This is a genomic window from Caballeronia sp. LZ043 (assembly GCF_031451075.1).
GTDB lineage: Bacteria > Pseudomonadota > Gammaproteobacteria > Burkholderiales > Burkholderiaceae > Caballeronia.
Genome location: NZ_JARUXT010000001.1, coordinates 1,418,023 through 1,439,267 on the forward strand (window position 1 = coordinate 1,418,023; position 21,245 = coordinate 1,439,267).

General features: G+C 64.9%; 16 protein-coding genes, 2 tRNA genes and 2 pseudogenes. 14 read left to right on the forward strand and 6 right to left on the reverse strand.

The genetic code is table 11. The features are described 5' to 3' along the window. Positions 1 to 69: 69 nt before the first annotated feature. The 5 genes and pseudogenes from QCE64_RS06395 (at position 70) to QCE64_RS06410 (ending at position 3,162) form a co-directional block, all read left to right on the forward strand. On the forward strand, positions 70 to 474 hold the full coding sequence (locus QCE64_RS06395) for a DUF2946 domain-containing protein (protein WP_310003113.1): 405 nt from the start codon (positions 70 to 72) through the stop codon (positions 472 to 474). Between the two features lie 174 nt (positions 475 to 648). After that, a pseudogene (locus tag QCE64_RS06400) lies at positions 649 to 1,065 on the forward strand (TonB-dependent receptor plug domain-containing protein); the annotation flags it as partial. 152 nt (positions 1,066 to 1,217) lie between these two features. Next, positions 1,218 to 1,595, forward strand: a pseudogene (locus QCE64_RS37905) (TonB-dependent receptor domain-containing protein); the annotation flags it as partial. Beyond that, the gene (locus tag QCE64_RS06405) at positions 1,541 to 1,663 is read left to right on the forward strand and encodes a hypothetical protein (RefSeq protein ID WP_309929974.1); all 123 of its coding nucleotides are present in this window, start codon (positions 1,541 to 1,543) and stop codon (positions 1,661 to 1,663) included. The pseudogene QCE64_RS37905 and the gene QCE64_RS06405, both read left to right, overlap by 55 nt. A 41-nt stretch (positions 1,664 to 1,704) precedes the next feature. Next, positions 1,705 to 3,162: a PepSY domain-containing protein gene (locus QCE64_RS06410; protein WP_310003115.1), complete on the forward strand. Its 1,458-nt coding sequence runs from the start codon at positions 1,705 to 1,707 to the stop codon at positions 3,160 to 3,162. Positions 3,163 to 3,175: 13 nt separating this feature from the next. Here the strand turns inward: QCE64_RS06410 and QCE64_RS06415 are convergent, their stop codons facing one another. Next, positions 3,176 to 4,321, reverse strand: coding sequence for a glycerate kinase (locus QCE64_RS06415; protein WP_309915990.1), 1,146 nt, complete (start codon positions 4,319 to 4,321; stop codon positions 3,176 to 3,178). A gap of 569 nt (positions 4,322 to 4,890) precedes the next feature. Here QCE64_RS06415 and tig point away from each other — a divergent pair. The 8 genes from tig (at position 4,891) to QCE64_RS06455 (ending at position 14,055) form a co-directional block, all read left to right on the forward strand. After that, positions 4,891 to 6,237 carry a trigger factor gene (gene tig / locus QCE64_RS06420; RefSeq protein WP_309808227.1) on the forward strand — a complete coding sequence of 449 codons (1,347 nt, stop codon included), beginning with the start codon at positions 4,891 to 4,893 and terminating at the stop codon, positions 6,235 to 6,237. Positions 6,238 to 6,374: 137 nt separating this feature from the next. After that, entirely contained in the window at positions 6,375 to 7,028 is a 654-nt protein-coding gene (gene clpP / locus QCE64_RS06425) for an ATP-dependent Clp endopeptidase proteolytic subunit ClpP (protein ID WP_008349755.1), read from the forward strand. A gap of 129 nt (positions 7,029 to 7,157) precedes the next feature. Further along, positions 7,158 to 8,429 carry an ATP-dependent Clp protease ATP-binding subunit ClpX gene (gene clpX / locus QCE64_RS06430; protein ID WP_309808228.1) on the forward strand — a complete coding sequence of 424 codons (1,272 nt, stop codon included), beginning with the start codon at positions 7,158 to 7,160 and terminating at the stop codon, positions 8,427 to 8,429. A 186-nt stretch (positions 8,430 to 8,615) separates the two neighbouring features. Continuing rightward, entirely contained in the window at positions 8,616 to 11,042 is a 2,427-nt protein-coding gene (lon, locus tag QCE64_RS06435) for an endopeptidase La (protein WP_309915993.1), read from the forward strand. 263 nt (positions 11,043 to 11,305) lie between these two features. After that, positions 11,306 to 11,578, forward strand: a complete 273-nt coding sequence (locus tag QCE64_RS06440) for an HU family DNA-binding protein (protein ID WP_309808230.1) — start codon at positions 11,306 to 11,308, stop codon at positions 11,576 to 11,578. A 75-nt stretch (positions 11,579 to 11,653) separates the two neighbouring features. After that, positions 11,654 to 11,729, forward strand: a tRNA-Val gene (locus QCE64_RS06445). A 44-nt stretch (positions 11,730 to 11,773) separates the two neighbouring features. Next, positions 11,774 to 11,850: transfer RNA gene (locus QCE64_RS06450), tRNA-Asp, on the forward strand. A gap of 279 nt (positions 11,851 to 12,129) precedes the next feature. Then, positions 12,130 to 14,055: a SurA N-terminal domain-containing protein gene (locus QCE64_RS06455; protein WP_310003117.1), complete on the forward strand. Its 1,926-nt coding sequence runs from the start codon at positions 12,130 to 12,132 to the stop codon at positions 14,053 to 14,055. A 110-nt stretch (positions 14,056 to 14,165) separates the two neighbouring features. Here the strand turns inward: QCE64_RS06455 and QCE64_RS06460 are convergent, their stop codons facing one another. Beyond that, positions 14,166 to 14,507 (reverse strand): hypothetical protein, encoded by a 342-nt coding sequence (locus QCE64_RS06460; protein ID WP_309808232.1) that lies wholly within the window; start codon positions 14,505 to 14,507, stop codon positions 14,166 to 14,168. A 127-nt stretch (positions 14,508 to 14,634) separates the two neighbouring features. Beyond that, positions 14,635 to 15,330, reverse strand: a complete 696-nt coding sequence (locus QCE64_RS06465) for an arylesterase (protein WP_310003119.1) — start codon at positions 15,328 to 15,330, stop codon at positions 14,635 to 14,637. Here QCE64_RS06465 and QCE64_RS06470 point away from each other — a divergent pair. Then, positions 15,329 to 16,030, forward strand: a complete 702-nt coding sequence (locus QCE64_RS06470; RefSeq protein WP_309929982.1) for an ABC transporter ATP-binding protein — start codon at positions 15,329 to 15,331, stop codon at positions 16,028 to 16,030. The genes QCE64_RS06465 and QCE64_RS06470 overlap by 2 nt on opposite strands. 51 nt (positions 16,031 to 16,081) lie before the next feature. Here the strand turns inward: QCE64_RS06470 and pgi are convergent, their stop codons facing one another. The 3 genes from pgi to QCE64_RS06485 all read right to left on the reverse strand — a co-directional run bounded on the left by pgi (position 16,082) and on the right by QCE64_RS06485 (position 20,828). Continuing rightward, positions 16,082 to 17,716 (reverse strand): glucose-6-phosphate isomerase, encoded by a 1,635-nt coding sequence (gene pgi, locus QCE64_RS06475; RefSeq protein ID WP_310003121.1) that lies wholly within the window; start codon positions 17,714 to 17,716, stop codon positions 16,082 to 16,084. Positions 17,717 to 17,883: 167 nt separating this feature from the next. Further along, the gene (locus QCE64_RS06480) at positions 17,884 to 19,449 is read right to left on the reverse strand and encodes an NAD(P)H-hydrate dehydratase (RefSeq protein ID WP_309916004.1); all 1,566 of its coding nucleotides are present in this window, start codon (positions 19,447 to 19,449) and stop codon (positions 17,884 to 17,886) included. Positions 19,450 to 19,535: 86 nt separating this feature from the next. Beyond that, positions 19,536 to 20,828: an FAD-dependent oxidoreductase gene (locus QCE64_RS06485; protein ID WP_310003123.1), complete on the reverse strand. Its 1,293-nt coding sequence runs from the start codon at positions 20,826 to 20,828 to the stop codon at positions 19,536 to 19,538. Positions 20,829 to 21,245 lie beyond the last annotated feature (417 nt).

Consider the following 21,245-nt stretch of genomic DNA (forward strand, 5'->3'; position numbering starts at 1 on the left):
GATTGCGGCCTGCCGGCGCGCTGCCTACAATCTCGTCCGACTCTTCGCTTTGACCTCCACTCCGCTCTCATGACCCGCAACGCGCGCAATCGCTTCGTCGCCTGGCTCGGCATTGCCGCCATGTGGCTCGCTATTGTCGCGCCGGTCATCAGCCAGACGCTCGCGGCCCGTGCAGCCGCCGATGATCCGCTCGCGGCGCTCTGCGCCGTCTCGCCTTCCGGTCAAGCCGCGCATGCAACATCGGCGTTGCTGCCGTCGCACGATGCCGCAAGCCATCACGAAGACGCCGGCCATTTCGACGCCTGCTCCTATTGCGGCCTGCTCGCGCATCATCTGCCGGTCGTGCCGGGCACCACGCCGCAGGCCGCGCGCATCGAGCGCGTCGCACGGGTGGCGCCGCGCGCGCAAATTGTCTCGATTCATTCGAAGGCATTCAACGCCGCGCGTCCACGCGCGCCGCCCGTCCTTTCCTGAATCCGTCCTTCGTCCGGTCCGACCGACATTCGTCGCGCGCATGAGCACGACGGTCGCGTGACCGCTCGTCCGTCCTTTCAGGAATTCACGATGTTCCCGCTCATCACGCGCGCGCGGCAGTGTTCGCGGCGCCGTGCCTTCGCGCATTCACGCGCATGGCTTCCCATCTCGCTGATGGCGCACGCGGCGCTATCGGCCGCTGCTACGCCTGCCGCATCGGCAGTGGAGTCCGCCGATCCCACCGAGACAGCCGACACCGCCTTTGCGCCAGTACACATCAGCGCGCAGTCCGCGCCGCGCGCGTCGTCGCTGGCCCCGAACCTGCCCGCGACCGTCAACACCGTCACCGCCGACCAGTTCCAGTACTGGAACGTGACGTCGGCCGAAGACGTGCTCAAGTACGCGCCGAATCTGGCCGTGCGCAAGCGTTTCATCGGCGACCTCAATTCGACGATCGCAGTGCGCGGCGCCAGCAATGCGCAGACGGCGCGCGGCCTGGTCTATGCCGACGGCCTGCTGCTCGGCAACTTCCTCGGCAACCCGTGGAACTTCGCGCCGCGCTGGTCGATGATCTTCGCGGACGACATCGAACGCACCGACGTTATCTACGGCCCTTACTCGGCGCTTTATGCGGGCAATTCGATCGGCGCGACCGTGGCCATCACCACGCGCATGCCGACCCAATTCGCCTGGCCGCGCCCATACCACACGGGTTCGCCGTCCATGGCCAGCAGCACGCACTGATGCACGTAGAACGAGACGATCTCTCGAAGGAGCTCAGCGCGGAGTGGGTGCACGGCAACGGTCTCTATCGCTTCACGCTGTTCCAGGACGACGTGAAGAACACGATCCTCAGCCAGACCAACACGACCGTGATTCCTAACATCACTAACTTCCAGAACATCGACCGCGTGCGTTCGCGCGGCGCCGAGTTCGCCTATGAAGGCCAGGACGTGCTCGTGCGCGGCCTCGATCCCGTGGCCAATGTCGCGTACACGCAGTCGAAGATCATCGCGAACAGCGGCAATCCGGCGTCGGTGGGGAAGTACTTCTATCGCGTCCCGTTGTGGCGGGCGAACCTCGCGGCGACCTGGGCGTGGGCGTCGACAACCTGTTCGACGAACGTTATTACGTGTATCACCCGTATGCAGGGCGCACGTTTTATGTGGAAGGGCGCATCGGGATCTGATGCCATCGACCGGACACGCACAACCCCTTCAGAGAATCGCCATGCTCGCACCTGTATCCCCTGCCGCCGTTCATCCCAATCAAGGCGATGTCATCGCGCAGCGCCGCACGCTCTGGCGCTGGCACTTCTATGCCGGCCTGTTCGTCATGCCGCTGCTGCTCGTGCTCGCCATCACCGGCACGATCTACTGTTTCCAGCCGCAACTCGAACCGCTTCTGTATCGCGACCGGATGGTCGTCGCAGATCCGCACGTGCCGCCCCTGCCGCGCGATGTCCTGCTCGCCAGGGCCGCCGCGAGCGAACCGCGCGGCGCGGTCGCGACGCTCGCGCAGATCCAATCCGACCGCACGCGCAGCGCCGAATTCGTGTTTCGCCTGCCGTCGGGCGAAAGGGAAAGCGTGTATGTGAATCCTTATGACGGCGCGGTGCTCGGCACGCTGTCGGTCGAGCATCGGCTGATGAAACAGGTGCGCGACCTGCATCGCGGACTGATGCTCGGCAAGACCGGCGAACTGCTGATGGAACTGGCCGGATGCTGGGCGCTCGTGATGATCGGCACGGGCGTCGCGCTGTGGTGGCCGGATCGCACGAATGTCCGCAACGGCGGGGTCTGGCTGCCGCGATTGTCATTGCGGGGCCGCGCGTGGTGGCGCGACCTGCATGCGGTCGGCGGCGTGTGGCTGGCGGCGGGCGCGCTGTTCTTCGTGCTGTCGGGGTTGCCTTGGTCGGGATCGTGGGGGCGCGAGTTCAAGGCGCTCGCGACGTCCGCGTCGCTGGGTTATCCGAAAGGCGCGTGGGGCGACGCGCACGTGCATTCGAGCGTGCCTGCAACAGGCGCGCAGGAGGCCGATGCTCACGCCGCACATTCTGGACATGCCGGACACGCCATGCCGATGACCATGGACGAATTGCCGCTCAAGCAGACGCCGTGGGCCGTCGGCGCGACGCCCGTGCCGGGCGGCATGGCGGCGCCGGTTACGGCGGCGCGGCTGTCGCTGGACCAGGTGGTGGCGCTCGCGGCGCGCAACGGTGTCGCCGACGACTACGGCATCGCGCTGCCGAACACACCGGGCGGCGTCTATACGGTGTCGTCGTTCCCCGCCGATCCACGCGATGAACGCACGCTGCACATCGACCAGTACAGCGGCCGCGTGCTCGCCGACATCGCGTACCCGAACTATGGCCGCGTCGCGCAGTGGATCTCGTACGGCACGTCGTTGCACATGGGGCGGTATTTCGGTCTGGCGAACCAGATCGTCTGCGCGGCGATTTCGCTCGGACTCGCCGCGCTGGCGCTGACGGGTTTCGTCATGTGGCTGAAGCGCCGGCCGGCGCGGACTATCGGCGCACCGTCGCGTCCGGCACGGCGTCCGCCGATGCGCGCCTGGCGCGGCGGCCTGACGCTGCTCGGCATGATCTTTCCGCTGATGGGCGCGACGATGCTCGCGGTGTGGTGCATCGACCGGATTGCTCTTGGCGGGAAGCGCGTGGCCGCGTGAGGCTCAACGCGAATCAGCGCGAACCAAACTTCAGCCGCGTGAGCTGCTCGGCTTCGTTGGCGAGCAGCCGCGCGGCGTCGCGGATGGCGGTGTCGAGCGTGATGGGGCCGGGCGCGGGCGAAAAGCATCCCTCGAAGAACTCCGACAAACGCGGCAGCGCCGCCGAATCCACCGCGCCCGACAGCAGCGACGCCGGCACGCTCGCCGCCCGCGCGTGCTTGCAGGCGATGAACGGCGCCTTGCCGTGCAGCGTCTGCACATCCGAACGGCCTTCGCCGGTGATGAGCCAGTTTGCGCCGGCGAGGGCGTCGTCGAGTGCGATCTCGCGCGCCACCACTTCCGCGCCCGTTTCGAAGCGCGCGCCCAGCATATGCAGCGCGAAACCCAACCCGCCCGCGGCGCCCGCACCGGGCGCGTCGCGCTTCACGACGCCCAGCGCCGGTTCCAGCAGATCCGCGAAATGACCGAGCGCGGCGTCGACCGGGGCGATCTGTTCCGGCGTCACGCCTTTCTGCGGACCGAAGATCGCGGTGGCGCCGTGCTCGCCGGTGAGCGGATTGTCCACGTCCGACATGCCGATGAACTGCGCCTCCTTCACACGCGGATCGAGCCCCGACGCATCGATGCGCGCGATCTTCGCCAGCGCGGAAGGCACCGGCTCGAGTTCGTTGCCGCCGGCATCGAGCAATCTGAGCCCGAGGCCGACGAGCAGGCCCGCGCCGCCGTCGTTGGTGCTGCTGCCGCCCAGCGCGACGTAGAAGGTGCGGGCGCCCGAGTCGAGCAGCGCGCGGATCGCCTCGCCCATGCCGAGCGTGCTGCGCTCGGTGACGGGCACCGCCATGCCGTCCGGATCGGTGATGCCGACCACTTCGGCCGTCTCGATGATCGCGCCGCCGTCGGCGAGCAGACCGGTCGCGGCGTCGCGCCGTGCCGCCGCCGCGCCGCGCACGTTGAGCAGGCGGCGCTCGCCGCCGGCGGCCAGCATTGCGTCGAGGGTGCCTTCGCCGCCGTCGGCCATCGGACGGATGCGGATCTCGGCGTCCGGCCGCGCGCGCCGGATGCCCTCGGCGATCGCGTCCGCGACGCCTTCCGCGGAAAGCGAGCCCTTGAACGAATCGGGAGCGATGACGACGACTGGAGCGGACATGACGTTGGACATGGTGTCTCGAATGTTCTGGTTTGAAAGTGTACGAACGCACGTGCAAGGCGTCATCGGCCATTCATTTATTGCATGCGACTCATGCCTTTCGGTCATGGATTGCGCAAGGTGCCGATTGATCGCGTGAATCGTGCGCAGGCAAGCTTATCAGCGTGGCGCGCCGCGCAAAATAGCCGCGTGCGGATAACGGGGATTCTGCGCGCGCGGCGAAGCCGGGAAAACGCGGAATTACGCCGAATTCAGGCGCAAACGAGGCGTTTTTCGAGCCGTGCAGGGACGTCACGGGCGCTGCGCGGATGCGTCGGACAGAGCGGTCTGATTTGTTTGCTAAACTACTGGGCTCTGTTGGCTGACACCGTGTCGGGCGACGGCCCGGCACTCGGCGAGACGCTCACGACGCATTCAATGCGCTGCAATGCGCGCCGCGGTGCCGGTCACCGATCCCGGCCGGCGGCAGCAGCCGGATTCTGGGAACAGATCCGGCCAGAGCCCGCATCCGGACCCGCGCCTTTAGAACCGCGGAAGAACCGAACACCGAATTGACGTTTCACTTTAGGACGATTTCAGCCATGGCTAACGTAGTTGAGAACCTCGGCAAGCTCGAACGCCGCGTGACGATTTCCCTGCCGAAAGAGACAGTGCAGAAGGAAGTGGATTCGCGAATCCGCCAGTTGGCCAAGAACGTGCGCATGCCGGGTTTCCGCCCGGGCAAGGTGCCGCTCAAGATGGTGACCCAGCAGTACGCCGGCCAAGTGGAAGCTGAAGTGCTGAGCGACAAGGTCGGCAAGGAATTCTTCGATGTCACCCGCGCGGAAAACCTGCGCGTCGCAGGCCAGCCGAGCTTCGCGCCGAAGGTCGAAGACGCCGCCGACGCCTACGCGTTCGACGCCACCTTCGAGGTCTATCCGGACGTGAAACTGGGCGACGTCGCCGACGCTGAAATCGAACGCACGGTCACCACCATTTCCGAAGCCGAAGTGGACCGCACGCTGGACATCCTGCGCAAGCAGCGCGTGCACTTCCACGCACGCGGCGAAGCCGGCGAGCATGGCGACGGCGGCGGTGACACGGCCGCCAAGGAAGGCGACCGCGTGACGCTGGACTTCGTCGGCAAGCTCGACGGCGTCGCATTCGAAGGCGGCAGCGCGCAGGACTTCGCGTTCGTGCTGGGCGAAGGCCGCATGCTGCCGGAGTTCGAACAGGCTGCCACGGGGCTGAAGGTGGGCGAGTCGAAGGACTTCGACCTCAAGTTCCCCGAGGACTACCACGGCAAGGACGTGGCGGGCAAGACGGCGCAATTCACCGTCACGATCAAGAAGATCGAATGGCCGCATCTGCCGGAAATCAACGCGGATTTCGCGAAGTCGCTGGGTATCGAAGACGGTGACCTGACGAAGATGCGCGGCGAGATCAAGGACAACCTGGAGCGCGAAGCCAAGCGCCGCACGCAGCAGATCGTGAAGAACCAGGTCATGGACGCGCTGCTCAAGATTTCCGAACTCGACGTGCCGAAGGCGCTGATCGAGCAGGATCAGCAGCGTCTGGTCGAAATGGCCCGTCAGGACCTGCAGCAACGTGGCGTGCCGAACGCCGCGGACGCGCCGATCCCGGCCGAAATGTTCGCCGAGCAAGCCGAGCGCCGCGTCAAGCTGGGCCTGGTGCTGGCCGAACTGGTGAAGGCCAACGAGCTGCAGGCGAAGCCCGAGCAGATCCGCGCTGAAGTGGACGAGTTCGCCAAAAGCTACGAAGACCCGAAGGAAGTCGTCCGCTGGTATTATTCGAACCAGCAGCGCCTCGCCGAAATGGAAGCGTTCGTCGTTGAGAGCAACGTCGTCGATTTCGTCCTCGGCAAGGCCAAGGTGACCGACAAGGAAGTCAGCTTCGAGGAACTGGCCAGCGCAACGGCGCAAGCCTGACGCGCGGTGGCAAGGGGCGTGCGAGTCGTGGGTTCACGGCTCTCACGCCTTTTTTGCATTAAAGTTTGGGCATTTCCAGGCCGTTCTAGTGATGTTCCTTTGTCATCCAGTATCCCTATTCCGAACAAGGAAATTGCATGACCTTTCGCGCTGAATTGCTCGACACGCTGGCATCCCACGCACCACGGGACTTCGAAGCCCAGGCGCTCGGCCTCGTTCCGATGGTCGTCGAAACGAGCGGCCGCGGCGAGCGTGCCTACGACATTTATTCGCGTCTTCTCAAGGAGCGCGTGGTGTTCCTGGTCGGAGAAGTGAACGACCAGTCGGCGAATCTCGTCGTGGCACAGTTGCTGTTCCTCGAAAGCGAGAATCCCGACAAGGACATCAGCCTGTACATCAACAGCCCGGGTGGCTCGGTATCGGCCGGCATGGCGATCTACGACACGATGCAGTTCGTCAAGCCGGACGTCTCCACGCTGTGCATGGGTCTCGCCGCCAGCATGGGTGCGTTCCTGCTGGCCGCAGGCGCGAAGGGCAAGCGCGTCGCGCTGCCGAACGCCCGCGTGATGATCCACCAGCCGCTCGGCGGCGCACGTGGCCAGGCATCGGACATCGAGATCCAGGCGCGCGAAATCCTGTACCTGAAGGAACGTCTGAACCAGCTGTTGTCGCATCACACCGGTCAGCCGGTCGAGCGCATTGCGCGCGACACCGACCGCGACAACTTCATGTCGGGCGATGACGCGCAGGCTTATGGCCTCGTCGATCAGGTGTTGCACAAGCGTCCCTAAGCAGACTTGAGGGCGCACGAAGCGGCGCCGCGCCACACAGCGCTTCAACCAGGCCGCGCGGGTGCGAATCTGCGTGGCCAGATTGAAGGGCGTATCATGTAACAAGCGTGTCCGGAGGCGTACACATTTATGGCGGACAAGAAAGGTTCCAGTAGCGAAAAGCTGCTCTATTGCTCGTTCTGCGGAAAGAGTCAGCATGAGGTGAAGAAGCTCATCGCGGGCCCGTCGGTGTTCATCTGCGATGAATGTATCGACCTCTGCAACGAGATCATTCGCGACGAAGCGGCCGGTGCGGCGGAAGAAGCCGGACTGACCAAGTCCGACCTGCCGAGCCCGCAGGAAATCAGCGACATCCTCAACCAGTACGTGATTGGCCAGGAACGCGCGAAGAAGATTCTCGCGGTCGCGGTGTACAACCACTACAAGCGGCTCAAGCATCTGGACAAGAAGGACGACATCGAGCTGTCCAAGAGCAACATCCTGCTGATCGGGCCGACCGGCTCCGGCAAGACGCTGCTCGCGCAGACGCTGGCGCGCATGCTGAACGTGCCGTTCGTCATCGCGGATGCCACGACGCTGACCGAAGCCGGCTATGTCGGCGAGGACGTCGAGAACATCATTCAGAAGCTGCTGCAAAACTGCAACTACGAAGTCGACAAGGCGCAGCGCGGCATCGTCTATATCGACGAAATCGACAAGATCAGCCGCAAGTCGGACAACCCGTCCATCACGCGCGACGTGTCGGGCGAAGGCGTCCAGCAGGCGCTGCTCAAGCTGGTCGAAGGCACGATGGCGTCGGTGCCGCCGCAAGGCGGACGCAAGCATCCGAACCAGGACTTCATCCAGGTCGACACGACCAACATCCTGTTCATCTGCGGCGGCGCGTTCGACGGCCTCGAAAAGGTCATCACCGACCGCACCGAGAAGACCGGCATCGGTTTCGCAGCCAGCGTGAAGAGCAAGCAGGACCGCGACGCGGGCGAAGTGCTGCGTGACGTGGAACCCGAGGATCTGATCAAGTTCGGTCTGATTCCCGAACTGATCGGCCGCCTGCCGGTGGTCGCCACGCTCGGCAAGCTCGACGAAGCCGCGCTCGTGAAAATCCTGATCGAGCCGAAGAACGCGCTCGTGAAGCAATATCACAAGCTGTTCGCCATGGAACGCGTGGAACTCGAGATCCGTCCGGCGGCGCTGCAGGCCATCGCGCAGAAGGCCATCCGTCGCAAGACGGGCGCGCGCGGGCTGCGTTCCATTCTGGAACAAGCGTTGCTCGACGTGATGTACGAACTGCCGACCATGAAGGGCGTCTCGAAGGTGATCCTCGACGACAACACCATCGACGGCGACGGCAAGCCCCTGCTCATCTATGAAGATGCGCCCAAGGTGGCGGGTTCCAACTGAAGCAGGCTGTGGCTCGGCGAGAGGCCGTTCATGGCAACGTGAACGGCCTTTTATTTTTTTCGGTTTATTGTGTGGACGTGACTGACGCGATCTTTGACTACCGACTTTTCCCTTCCGATAAAGGCTTGCAATAGCTCTGAACGGCCTTACTTACGACTGAACTGATTCCACTCATGGGGAAATGAAATGTCAGGAACCCAACTCCTCCCGCAGGAACGCATTACGCTGCCGCTGCTCCCGCTGCGCGACGTAGTCGTTTTCCCGCATATGGTGATTCCGCTCTTCGTCGGGCGACCCAAGTCGATCAAGGCCCTCGAAGCCGCGATGGAAGGTGGCAAGCACATCATGCTGGTCGCCCAGAAGACGGCGGCGAAGGACGAGCCGACCGAAAAAGACATGTATGAAGTGGGATGTATCGCCAACATCCTGCAAATGCTGAAGCTGCCTGACGGCACCGTGAAAGTGCTCGTCGAAGGCCTGCAGCGCGCGAAGACGCTCACGATCGAAGAACAGGAAACGCAGTTTTCCTGCGACGTGATGCCGCTCGAACCCGATCACGCCGACAGCGCAGAAACCGAAGCGCTGCGCCGCGCGATCGTGTCGCAGTTCGATCAATACGTGAAGCTCAACAAGAAGATTCCGCCGGAGATCCTGACGTCGCTGTCGGGCATCGACGAAGCGGGTCGTCTGGCGGACACCATCGCGGCGCATCTGCCGCTCAAGCTCGACCAGAAGCAGCACATCCTCGAGATGTTCCCGGTCATCGAGCGGCTCGAGCATCTGCTCGCGCAACTCGAAGCCGAAATCGACATCCTCCAGGTCGAAAAGCGCATCCGTGGCCGCGTCAAGCGCCAGATGGAAAAGAGCCAGCGCGAGTATTACCTGAACGAGCAGGTCAAGGCCATCCAGAAGGAACTGGGCGAAGGCGAAGAGGGCGCGGATCTCGAGGAACTCGAGAAGCGCATCACCGCCGCGCGCATGCCGAAGGAAGCCAAGAAGAAGGCCGACGCCGAGCTGAAAAAGCTCAAGCTGATGTCGCCCATGTCCGCGGAAGCGACCGTCGTGCGCAACTACATCGACACGCTGATCGGCCTGCCGTGGCGCAAGAAGAGCAAGGTCAACAACGACCTGACCAACGCCGAGCGCGTGCTCGACGAAGATCACTTCGGCCTCGAAAAGGTCAAGGAACGCATTCTCGAGTATCTCGCGGTCCAGCAACGCGTCGAGAAGGTGAAGGCGCCCATCCTGTGTCTCGTCGGGCCTCCGGGCGTCGGCAAGACCTCGCTCGGGCAGTCCATTGCCCGCGCCACGAACCGCAAGTTCGTGCGCATGGCGCTGGGCGGCGTGCATGACGAATCCGAGATTCGCGGTCACCGCCGCACCTATATCGGTTCGATGCCCGGCAAGATCCTGCAGAGCCTGACCAAGGTCGGCGTGCGCAATCCGCTCTTCCTGCTCGACGAAGTCGACAAGATGGGCATGGATTTCCGCGGCGATCCGGCCTCCGCGCTGCTCGAAGTGCTCGACCCGGAACAGAATCACACGTTCGCGGACCACTACATCGAAGTGGACTTCGACCTGTCCGACGTGATGTTCGTCGCCACCTCGAACTCGCTGAACATCCCGCCGCCGCTGCTCGACCGGATGGAAGTCATCCGTCTGTCGGGTTACACGGAAGACGAGAAGGTCAGCATCGCGCAGCGTTACCTGCTGCCGAAGCAGAAGCGCAACAACGGCCTGAAGGAAGGTGAGATCGAAGTCACGGAGCAGGCTATCCGCGACATCATCCGCTACTACACGCGTGAAGCGGGCGTGCGTTCGCTCGAGCGTGAAGTGTCGAAGATCTGCCGCAAGGTCGTGAAGATGCTGCTGCTCAAGAAGGCCGAGGGCGCCGTGAAGGTCGACGGCTCCAATCTCGATACCTTCCTCGGCGTGCGCAAGTACGACTTCGGTTTGGCCGCGAAGGAAAACCAGACCGGTCAGGTCACGGGTCTCGCGTGGACGGAAGTGGGCGGCGATCTGCTGACTATCGAAGCGGCCGTGATGCCCGGCAAGGGCGGCGTGATCCGCACCGGTTCGCTCGGCGACGTGATGAAGGAATCGGTGGAAGCGGCGCGCTCGGTCGTGCGTTCGCGTTCGCGTCGTCTCGGCATCACGGACGAGTCGTTTGAGAAGAAGGACATCCACATCCACGTGCCCGAAGGCGCGACGCCGAAGGACGGTCCGTCCGCCGGTATCGCGATGACCACGGCGCTGGTGTCGGTGCTGACCGGTATTCCGGTTCGCGCGGATGTCGCGATGACGGGCGAAATCACGCTGCGCGGCGAAGTGCTGCCGATTGGCGGGTTGAAGGAGAAGCTGCTGGCGGCGCATCGCGGCGGCATCAAGCTCGTGCTGATCCCGGAAGAGAACACCAAGGATCTGGCCGACATCCCCGACAACGTGAAGAACGCCATCGAGATCGTGCCGGTGCGCTGGATCGACCGCGTGCTGGAACTGGCGCTCGAACGCACGCCGGAAGCGCTGCCCGAAGAAGAGGCGAAGGCTGCTGCACCCGTCGCTGCCGAACAGCAGAAGGATGCGCCGGCAGCAGGCGAGTTCGTGAAGCACTAAGCCTCTGTCCTGGAGTGCGGCGCGAGGTGATCGGCGCTGCATCGCTCAAGGCAGGACTCGAAACCCGCGGGATTTTCCCGCGGGTTTTTTATTGCCCGCGCCGTCTAGTGAAGCGCCTCCAATTCCCCGAAAGGCCCGCTGAATCAGGCTCAGCCCTCGTTGACACCGCGCTTTCGGCTGCGTCTAATGAGCGCCGCATCCGGACACCATCCGGCTGACTACAACTGTCACTACAACGTGCCATCAACGATTTGGGGATCATCATGAACAAGACGGAACTGATCGACCACATTGCGCAGGAAGCCGACATCTCCAAAGCCACTGCCGGCCGCGCGCTGGATGCGCTCATCGGCGGCGTGCGCGCGACGCTCTCGAAGGGCGGCACCGTGACACTCGTGGGCTTCGGCACGTTTGCGGTCGGCAAGCGCACGGCGCGCACCGGACGCAATCCGCGCACGGGCGCCGAGATCAAGATCAAGGCCGCGAAGGTACCGAAATTTCGCCCTGGCAAAGCTCTGAAGGATGCGCTAAACTAGCGGACTCGCTGGATACGGCGTCTCGCATGACGAGTCACTGAACCAGCGCAGCGCAAGTTGAAGAAGTCATCGGCCGGGTGCTTAGCTCAGTTGGTAGAGCGGCGCCCTTACAAGGCGTAGGTCGGGAGTTCGAGCCTCTCAGCACCCACCAGGTCTGCATGACATTACACACTCAACTCGCCGCACGTAGTATCTGGAGCGGTAGTTCAGTTGGTTAGAATACCGGCCTGTCACGCCGGGGGTCGCGGGTTCGAGTCCCGTCCGCTCCGCCAGATTCAAACGAAAGTCTCGCACGCTTCACGGCCTGCGGGACTTTTGTTTTATGCGTTCTGATGCGGTGCCTTTCTAGTCCTCAACGCTTCGCCGAAACACTGCGGGCGAGTGTGTCACAGAGACGCTCAACTCACTGATTCATCGGCCGTTTCGCCTGGCGCTTGCGGACCTCATCATCATTGCCGCCAGCCTCGCGCGGCCAATTCCCCGTCACCTTTCGCCTTTTCCCCGGCCACTGTTGTAATATCGAGCGTTTTGTTCCGACAACGCAGCGCTACATGCTCGACTTCTTCCGAAATCACCAGCGCCTGATGATGGCCCTGCTGATCCTGATCGTGGTGCCCGGTCTGGGTATCGTGGGTATCCAGGGTTTCAGCAACTTCTTCGACGAAAGCGCCTGGGTCGCCAGTGTCAATGGTCACAAGATCACCCGTCCCGAATTCGATAATGCCTTCCGCCAGCAAGTGGACCGCGCCCGTTCGATGCTCGGTGCGCAGTTCGACGCCAAGATGTTCGACACGCCCGAAGCCCGAGCCGCGATGGTCGACAGTCTCGTGCAGCAGCGCGCACTCGCCGACGAAACCCAGCGCCTGCATCTGACCGCCTCCGATGACGCCGTGCGCCGCGCACTGCTCGCCGACCCGGTGATCTCGTCACTGCGCAAGCCGGATGGCACCATCGACGTCGAGCGCTACAAGCAGTTGCTCGCCATGCAGGGCATGACGCCCGCGCAATACGACGAGCGCATGCGCTACAGCATTGCCACCGAGCAGATCCCGGGCAGCATTCAATCGACCTCGTTCACGTCGAAGTCGCTCGCGCAAAGCCTCACCGAACTTGCCGAGCAGAAGCGCGCGGTGCAGGGCATGTCGCTGCGCACGGCCGACTACACGGCGAAGATCCAGCCGACCGACGCCCAGCTCACCGCATACTACGACGCGCATCGCAACGCCTTCGCCACGCCCGAGACGGCCACGATCCAGTATCTGGTGCTGTCGCCGGGCGCGCTCGCGGCGGCCTCGAAGCCGAGCGACGCGGACCTCAAGAAGTACTACGACGACAACATCCAGCGCTACCGCACGGAAGCGCAGGTGCGCGCGAGCCACATCCTGATCAACGCACCGAAGGACGCCAGCGCCGCCGACAAGGCCAAGGCCAAGCAGAAGGCCGAAGCGCTGCTCGCGCAGGTGAAGGCGCATCCGGACCAGTTCGCGCAGATCGCCCAGAAGAATTCGGAAGATCCGGGCTCGGCCAGCAAGGGCGGCGATCTCGGTTACTTCGCACGCGGCCAGATCGCGGGCGGCAAGGACTTCGACGACGCCGCGTTCAGCCTGAAAAAGGGCGAGGTGAGCAACATCGTCGAGTCGGACTTTGGCTATCACATCATCCAGGCCACCGACGTGAAGCCCGCTGTCACGAAGCCGTTCGACGAAGTGAAGGACGCGCTCGCCAAGGACTATGCGGCGCAACAGGGCGCGAAGGGTTTCGCCGACGACTCGCAAGGGTTCACGGACCTCGTCTACGAGAAGTCGAAGTCGCTGCAGCCGGCCGCCGACAAGTACAAGCTGTCCATTCAGACCGCGACCGTCGGTCCGAAGCCGAATCCGCAGTTGCCGCAGGACAACCCGCTCAACAACGCGAAGTTCCTCGCCGCCGTATTCGCACCCGATGCGGTGAAGGAGCGCAACAACACGCAGGCCATCGACGTCGGCAACAACACGATGATCGCCGCGCGCGTGACCGACTACAAGCCGTCCGCCGTGCCCGCGTTCGACGCCGTGAAGGACCAGGTGCGCAAGCAGGTCATCGCGGAGATGGCGGCTGCCATGGCGAAGAAGGAAGGCGAGACGAAGCTTGCTGACCTGCAGAAGTCGAAGTCGACCGACGGCTTCACGTCGCCGATCACCGTGTCGCGCAACGATGCACAGGGGTTGCCGCCCGCGGCGCTCAGCGCGATCTTCAAGGCGGATGCGGCGAAGCTGCCGGCTTACGTGGGCGTCGACCTCGGTGCGGACGGCTATGCCATCTATCGCGTGAACTCGGTCGAGAAGCCCGCAACGGTCGCGGCGGACCGTCTCGCCGGCGCACAGCAACAGATCGCGCAGGTCTACGCGCAGGCGGAAATGGAAGCCTATACGGATGCGCTGAAGGCGCGTTCGAAGATCAAGCTGAGCCACGCAACGGCGCAGGATCCGTCGAACTGATCCGTTGATCGCATGATGCAAAAAGCCCCGCTATCCGAAGAGTAGCGGGGCTTTCTTTCATTCACGCCCGGCGCACTGCCAGCGTGCGGGCGCAGGACCTCGACACGACCTTACAGGCAAGCCTGCACGTCGCCGCTGGCCTCGCTGCCGGCCGCGCCCGAAGCGCGGAAGCCCACCCACGAGCCCGAACCGGTGTAGGCCGGACGAACCACGGCTGCGGCGCCGTTCGGCGGCTGCTGGCCGGGAACGTAGACATCGACGGCCTGGTCGTTCGCCAGCGTGTCCTGCGACACGACTTGCTGCTGCGACTTGTCGGCCCACTTCTGGGCGACGCATTGCGCCACGGCCTTTGGCGCCTTCTGGCTCGTGCCGACTTGCTGCACGCCGGCAGGCGGTTGAGCGGCACAGGCCGAGATTGCAACGGTCAGGGCGAGAAGAGGGATAAATTTCACGTGACCTCCTTGTCGGATCGCTCGCTCAGTACGAGCGGGGTTATAAGAGTTACGCGAAAGTTTCAGATGACTGAATCGTGGCCGGGTTCCGCGTCAATGTGATCAAGCCGTGCGGCCGGCGTATCGCCTAATGCGACGCGCCCGCGCCCAGCAAGGGTTTCAAGGTTGGCCAGACGTTGTTCAGTAGCAAAGGCTGGGCCTGCACGGTCGGATGGATCTGATCGGCCTGGAACATCGAGGGCGTTTCGGCTAGGCCCGCCAGCAGGAACGGCACGAGCGGCACCTTCTTCTCCTTCGCGATGCGCTCGTAGACCGCGTGGAACTTTTGCGTGTAGTCGGGGCCGTAATTGGGTGGAACGTACATGCCGATGAGTAAAACCTTCGCATGCGCGGCCTGCGATGCATCGACGATACCGCGCAGATTCGCCTCGGTCGTCGTGAGCGGCACGCCGCGCAGTGCATCGTTGCCACCCAGTTCGACAATCACCACGGCAGGCTTGAGCCGCGCAAGCACGGCGGTGAGACGCGCGCGCCCGCCGCTCGTGGTGTCGCCGCTGATGCTCGAATTCGCAACGCTATAATCGAAGCGCTCTTGCGCGAGCTTGCCGCGCAGCAGATTGACCCAGCCGGTATCACGCGGCAGGCCGTATTCCGCGGAGAGGCTGTCGCCCAGCACGACGATCGCGGGCCTGGTCTGTGTCTGTGCGGGAGGAGCGGGTTGAGGCGCCGCCTGGGCATCTGCTGCGTGCGCCGTGACGCAGACCGCCATCATCAGGCCCAGCACGGGAAGCGTGCCGCGCAAGTTTTTCTTCAGGGTGTCCATGCAAAACAATATCGAGCCGGTCATCGAAGTTCGGGGATTGAACAAGCGGGTGAAGGACGCAACGGGCGAACTGACCATCCTGAATCAGATCAACCTGTCGATCGCGCAGGGCAGCAGCGTGGCGATCGTCGGTGCGTCGGGGTCGGGCAAGTCGACGCTGCTCGGCCTGCTCGCGGGATTGGACAGCGCGACGGAGGGCTCGGTTCGCCTGCTCGGCAAGGAGCTCTCCACACTCGATGAAGACCAGCGCGCCGCGCTGCGCAGCGGGGCCGTGGGCTTCGTGTTCCAGTCGTTCCAGTTGATGCCGCATCTGACCGCGCTCGAGAACGTGATGCTGCCGCTCGAACTGCGCGCCGAGATGCCGCACCATGAGATCGCCGCACGCGCCCGCGCATTGCTCGATCAGGTCGGTCTCGCGCAACGCATGGGACATTATCCGAAACTGTTGTCCGGCGGCGAACAACAACGCGTCGCGCTGGCGCGGGCGTTCGTCACGCATCCTGCCGTATTGTTCGCCGACGAACCCACCGGCAGCCTCGACGCCGCCACCGGCTACGCGATCATCGACCTGATGTTCGAGATGAACCGCCGCAATGGCGCGACGCTCGTGCTGGTCACGCATGACGCGGAACTCGCCGAGCGTTGCGACGCCACTGTGACCATCGAAGCCGGACGCATCGTCAACGGATCGGGCGTATAAAAAAAGCCCGCGACGCGTAGGGCGCGCGGGCTCCATCGCAACGAGACAGCGTCAGCGCTTCAAGGCCTTGCGCGCCCGCGCGATCAGCGCCGACGTCGACGAATCGTGCTTTGCCGGATCGGCACTCGCCGCGGTGATGTCGGCCTCGACTACCTTGCCGAGAATCTTGCCGAGCTCCACGCCCCACTGATCGAACGAGTTGATGTTCCACACGGCGCCTTGCACCAGCACCTTGTGTTCATACAGCGCGATCAGCGCGCCGAGCGTCTGCGGCGTCAGCGCGTCGAGCATGATGGTGGTGGTCGGACGGTTGCCGGGGAAGCTCAGGTGCGTCGCCAGTTCTTCCTTGCCCGGACCCGCCACCTTCTTCGCTTCCTCCAGCGTGCGGCCGAGCATCAGCGCTTCGCTCTGCGCGAAACAGTTCGCCAGCAGCTTCGCGTGATGATCGACGAGCGGATGCTCCGGCGTCAGCACCGCGATGAAGTCGATCGGGATGATTGTCGGGCCCTGGTGCAGCATCTGGAAGAACGCGTGCTGGCCGTTCGTGCCCGGCTCGCCCCAGATCACGGCGGCGGTGGGGTAATCGACCATCGTGCCGTCCAGACGCGCCGACTTGCCGTTGCTCTCCATCTCCAGCTGTTGCAGATACGAAGGCAGGAAATGCAGCGCTTCTGAATACGGCGCGATCAGATCGCTCTGCGAGCCGAAGAAGTTGCGATACCAGATGCCGATCATGCCCATCAGCACCGGCAGGTTCACGTTGAGCGGCGCGGTGCGGAAATGCTGGTCCATCGTGTCCGCGCCTTGCAGCAGCGCGTCGAAGTTGTCCGGGCCGACCGAGATCATGATCGAGAGGCCGACCGCCGACCACAGCGAATAGCGCCCGCCCACCCAGTCCCACATCTCGAAGACGTTCTCTTTCGCGATGCCGAACTTGACCACTTCGGCCGGATTCGCCGACACGCCGACAAAATGTTTCGACAACTGGTCTTCCGGGCAGCCGGACTTGAGGAACCAGTCGCGCATCGAGTGGGCGTTGGTCATCGTCTCAAGTGTCGTGAAGGTTTTCGAGACGATGATCGCGAGCGTTTCCTCTGCGTCGATCTGTTGCAGCACGTTGTAGATGTCGGCGCCGTCGACGTTGGACACGAAGTGCGTGTCGAGCTCCTTCGAGCTGAGATGATGCAGCGCATGGACGACCATCTTCGGCCCGAGATCCGAGCCGCCGATGCCGATGTTCACCACATGGCGGATGCGCTTGCCGGTGTAGCCGGTCCACGCGCCGTCGCGGACCTTGGTGGCGAAGGCGGCCATCTTGGCCTTTTCGGCCTCCACTTGCGCATGGAAGGGCGCATCCGGCGACTGGGCGCGCAAGGCGGTGTGCAAGACCGCGCGATGCTCGGTGACGTTGACGATATCGCCATTGAACATCGCGTCGCGCTTCTTCGTCACGCCGGCTTCCTCGGCGAGCTGGATCAGCAGCTTGAGCGTGGCGTCGGTGACGCGGTTCTTGGAAAAGTCGATGGTGAGCCCGCCGCCTTCGAACGTCAGACGTTCGGCGCGCGTGGGCGCGCTGTCGTTTTGCGGCGCGAACCAGTCGCGCAGGCGCTCGCCGGAAATGGAGTCGTAGTGCGACTGGAGCGCCGACCAGGCAGGAAGCGAATTGAGCGTCGAGGTTTGGGTCATGAGCGGTCCGTTAGTCTGAGGGTGACAGAGGAAAACGTTCGTGCAATGCCTGCGCGGCCTGGGTCAGCGTGTGTCGTGAACGCGGTGACGGATGCCGCGGATGCCCGAATCGAAAAGAGTATAGCGACGATGCATGAACGGCTGCTTGCAACGTGTCGCAGGCGCCTTCAGGCGTGATCTTCGCGTGCCGCATAGAAGCGCCGGTTGAGCAGCGCGCGCACCGCCGGCGCAAGCTCGCCCGCGGTCAGGCCGGCCGGGCCGATGCCGTCGTCGGTGAGCGTCTGCGCGGCCAGGCCGTGCAGATAGACGCCGGCCAGCGCCGCTTCATACGCCGGCAGCTTCTGCGCGAGCAATGCTCCGATCAAACCGCCGAGCACGTCGCCGGTGCCGCCCGTAGCCAGCCCGGCATTGCCGGTCGGATTCACGGCCACCCGGCCGTCCGGCGCCGCGATCACGGTGCCCGAGCCTTTCAGCACGGCGACAGCGCCATAACGCGCCGACAACTGCCGCGCCGCCGCGATGCGGTCGGCCTGGACCGCCTGCGCATCGCTTTGCAACAGACGCGCCGCTTCGAGCGGATGCGGCGTCAGCACGCACGGGTCACCCTGCGCGCCGCGTGCCGCGACGGCGGCCGCCAGCGGCTCGTCGCGGGCGACGAGATTGAGCGCATCGGCGTCGAGCAGCTTCGGGACGTCGAGCTTCAGGACGTCCTCGAGCACCTTGCGGGCGCGCGCGCTCGTGCCCATGCCGCAGCCGATCGCGAGCGCGTCCATCTTGTCGAGCGCAAAGCCTTCGACGTGATGCAGCATCAGTTCCGGATGAGGCGGGTCGTAGGGCGGAAAGCCATCGCCGAGAAAGGCGATGTTCACCTTGCCGGCGCCGCTGTAAAGCGCCATGCGCGCTGCCAGCACCGGCGCGCCGCACATGCCGGTGTCGCCGCCGATCACCGCGAGCGAGCCGAAGGTGCCCTTGTTGGTCGCGTTGTCGCGCGGCGGCAAGGCTGCGCCGAACAGCGCGGGCGCGTTCAGCACGAGCGACGGCGCCGCGCTCGCTTCCAGTTCCAGCGTGGCGACGCACAGCCGGCCCGTGAGATCACGTCCCTGCGACGTGAAATGCCCCGGCTTCGCGCCGATGAAGGTGAGCGTGTCGGTCGCGCGCACGGCGTCGCCGCCGCGCACCGGCGTACCGGTGTCGCTGTCGAGGCCGCTCGGCACGTCGAGCGCCAGCACGCGGCCCGTGCTGCGCGCCCGGCGCGTGAGGCGCGCGGCAAGCTCCGCGAACACGCCTTCGAGCGGCCGCGTGAGGCCGATGCCGAACATGCCGTCGACCAGCCAGCCGAAGCCGTCGAACGAAGCGGGCGGCGCGGTATCGATGGGCACGCCCGCCGCGCGCGCGGACGCGAGCGCCCAGCGCGCGTCGTCGGGCTTGACCTCGACCGGCATGCACACCTGCACGGCAATGCCCGCCCGATGCAGCCTTTCGGCCATCACGAGCGCATCGCCGCCGTTGTTGCCCGGGCCGGCGACCAGCCACACGGGCTGCGCGCGGCTCGCGGCATCGTGCGACAGGACCTCTTCCAGCCATTGCCCGGCGGCCGCGCCCGCGCGCGCCATCAGCGTATGCGGCGGCAGCCCGGCCGCGCCGCGTGCTTCGAGCGCGCGCAGTTCGTTCAGCGTGAGGAGCGGGAGCGGTTCGTCTTTCGGCGTGAACCAGGGCGAGCGGGGAACGGTCATGGCGGCGCAGGGAAGGGCGCCCCGGGAATCGGAGCGGTCGGAAACCCGACGCCGTTGCAGCAATCGTGCCCGGCGCGCCGCGCGAACTAGAAGCGTTCGAGACTCAGCGCGGCGAGGGTGTCGGCGGGGAGATCGGGCGTGACGCCGGAGACGAAATCCGCAATTACTTTAGCAGAGCCGCACGCCAGGCCCCAGCCCGCCGGGCCGTGCGCCGCGTTGACGAACAGCCGCGGGTGGCGCGTCGCACCGGCGACCGGCAGGCCATCGGCGCTCAGGAGGCGCAGGCCGTCCCAGGCGCGCGCGGCGGACACCCGTGCCGCGCCGGGAATCCAGTCGTGCGTGCCCTGGCCCAGCAGATCGAGCGCGCGGCGCGAGAGCGCGGCATCCAGCGGCTTGTCGGCCTTGGCGGCGCTCAGCAGCACGCCCGCGCCGCCGACGCGCAGCCGCTGGTGAATGCGCGTCATCGTGATGCGCTTCACCGAATCGACGACGCTCAGATGCGGCGCGCGCTCTTCGTACGCGACCGGCGCCGTGAGCGTATGCACGCGCAGCGGAAACAGCGCGGAGGCCGCCTTGCCTGCGCCCGCCAGCGCGGGGGTGTCCGTTCCGGCCGCGACGACCAGCGCGTCGGCCGTGAGCGTTTCGGCATCGTGCGCGCGCTTCCTGCCTTCGCCTGACGAAGACAAGACGACCGCCGCTCGCGCGCCGTCGAGACGCAACGATGCGACGGTCTGCTGCATGCGGAATTGCACGCCTTGTTCCTCGAGGAACTGCTTCAGTTGTTTGGTGAACAGCGGGCAGTTCGCGGTGCGCTCTTCGGGCAACAGCACGCCGCCGGCAAAAGCGGGGTCGTCCGGCACGGAAGGCTCGATGGCGACGCATTCTGCCGGCGTCAGCACGCGATGCGGCACCTGGAAGCGCTTGAGCAGTTCGATGGCGGCGTGGGCGTCCTCCAGTTCGCGCGGCTGGCGGAACACGTGCAGGACGCCGCGCCGTTGCTCGAAATCCAGTTCCAGCCGCTGCTCGATGTCGCCGATCACCTGCCGCGACAGTTCGACGAGCGGTGCCAGCTTCGTGTACTGGGCCGTGAACGCATCGGGCTCGCGCAGCAGCGACAGTTGCCTGACGAACTCGCGCGCGCCGGAGTCGAAACCGGTCTTGACCACCATCCCGCTCTGCTTCGCGCGGCTCGAGGTCATGAAGGTCGGGCCGAACCAGACATCGAGCGGCGAGGGCAGGAGCGCGCCGCCCTGGCCGTAGGTGGCGCCTTGCGCGACGGTCGCGTGCCGCTCGATCACGCAGACGCGATGACCGGCCGCATGCAGCTGATAAGCGGTGGCGATGCCGGCGATTCCTCCGCCGATGACGATGACATCCATGACTGTCTGATGCTGAATGGCGCCCGCAGGGGCGAGAAACGCGGCGTTGCGCGATGAAACGGGAAGCGCGGCGGACCGGCGCTGAGCGCGGCGCGCACCGGGAGAAAGCGCGCCATGATAGCGTCAAAACCGTTTGCGGGGGACGGCAATCTGCTGGTAAACCGTGGGTAATCCTCGAGTAGTCCGCGCGCGACGGGCGATCGAAAGGAATGGTTCGCGACAAGCGCGCAGACTGCGCGCCCCGCGCCAACGGGACGCGACCAGTCAGGCGCCGCTTCCGGGTTATAATCGCGGTCTTCCTTTTGCCTCATGTCGTTTCGCGTGCTCGGGTCCGGTTTTGCGAATGTCCAGATTCGCAGACGGAGCGCCAAGCCTTGTTTCGCGCACCAGCGAGCGCCTCGCGAGCGGCACACAGAC

What these genes read in the sequence shown, in the direction of transcription:
- QCE64_RS06485 (WP_310003123.1), bottom strand. Translation starts at nt 20,828, where the DNA reads ATGGATGTCATCGTCATCGGCGGAGGAATCGCCGGCATCGCCACCGCT.
- pgi (WP_310003121.1), bottom strand. Translation starts at nt 17,716, where the DNA reads ATGACCCAAACCTCGACGCTCAATTCGCTTCCTGCCTGGTCGGCGCTC.
- QCE64_RS06410 (WP_310003115.1), top strand. Translation starts at nt 1,705, where the DNA reads ATGCTCGCACCTGTATCCCCTGCCGCCGTTCATCCCAATCAAGGCGAT.
- lon (WP_309915993.1), top strand. Translation starts at nt 8,616, where the DNA reads ATGTCAGGAACCCAACTCCTCCCGCAGGAACGCATTACGCTGCCGCTG.
- QCE64_RS06440 (WP_309808230.1), top strand. Translation starts at nt 11,306, where the DNA reads ATGAACAAGACGGAACTGATCGACCACATTGCGCAGGAAGCCGACATC.
- QCE64_RS06395 (WP_310003113.1), top strand. Translation starts at nt 70, where the DNA reads ATGACCCGCAACGCGCGCAATCGCTTCGTCGCCTGGCTCGGCATTGCC.
- clpP (WP_008349755.1), top strand. Translation starts at nt 6,375, where the DNA reads ATGACCTTTCGCGCTGAATTGCTCGACACGCTGGCATCCCACGCACCA.
- QCE64_RS06480 (WP_309916004.1), bottom strand. Translation starts at nt 19,449, where the DNA reads ATGACCGTTCCCCGCTCGCCCTGGTTCACGCCGAAAGACGAACCGCTC.
- QCE64_RS06465 (WP_310003119.1), bottom strand. Translation starts at nt 15,330, where the DNA reads ATGGACACCCTGAAGAAAAACTTGCGCGGCACGCTTCCCGTGCTGGGC.
- QCE64_RS06415 (WP_309915990.1), bottom strand. Translation starts at nt 4,321, where the DNA reads ATGTCCAACGTCATGTCCGCTCCAGTCGTCGTCATCGCTCCCGATTCG.
- QCE64_RS06455 (WP_310003117.1), top strand. Translation starts at nt 12,130, where the DNA reads ATGCTCGACTTCTTCCGAAATCACCAGCGCCTGATGATGGCCCTGCTG.
- clpX (WP_309808228.1), top strand. Translation starts at nt 7,158, where the DNA reads ATGGCGGACAAGAAAGGTTCCAGTAGCGAAAAGCTGCTCTATTGCTCG.
- QCE64_RS06470 (WP_309929982.1), top strand. Translation starts at nt 15,329, where the DNA reads ATGCAAAACAATATCGAGCCGGTCATCGAAGTTCGGGGATTGAACAAG.
- tig (WP_309808227.1), top strand. Translation starts at nt 4,891, where the DNA reads ATGGCTAACGTAGTTGAGAACCTCGGCAAGCTCGAACGCCGCGTGACG.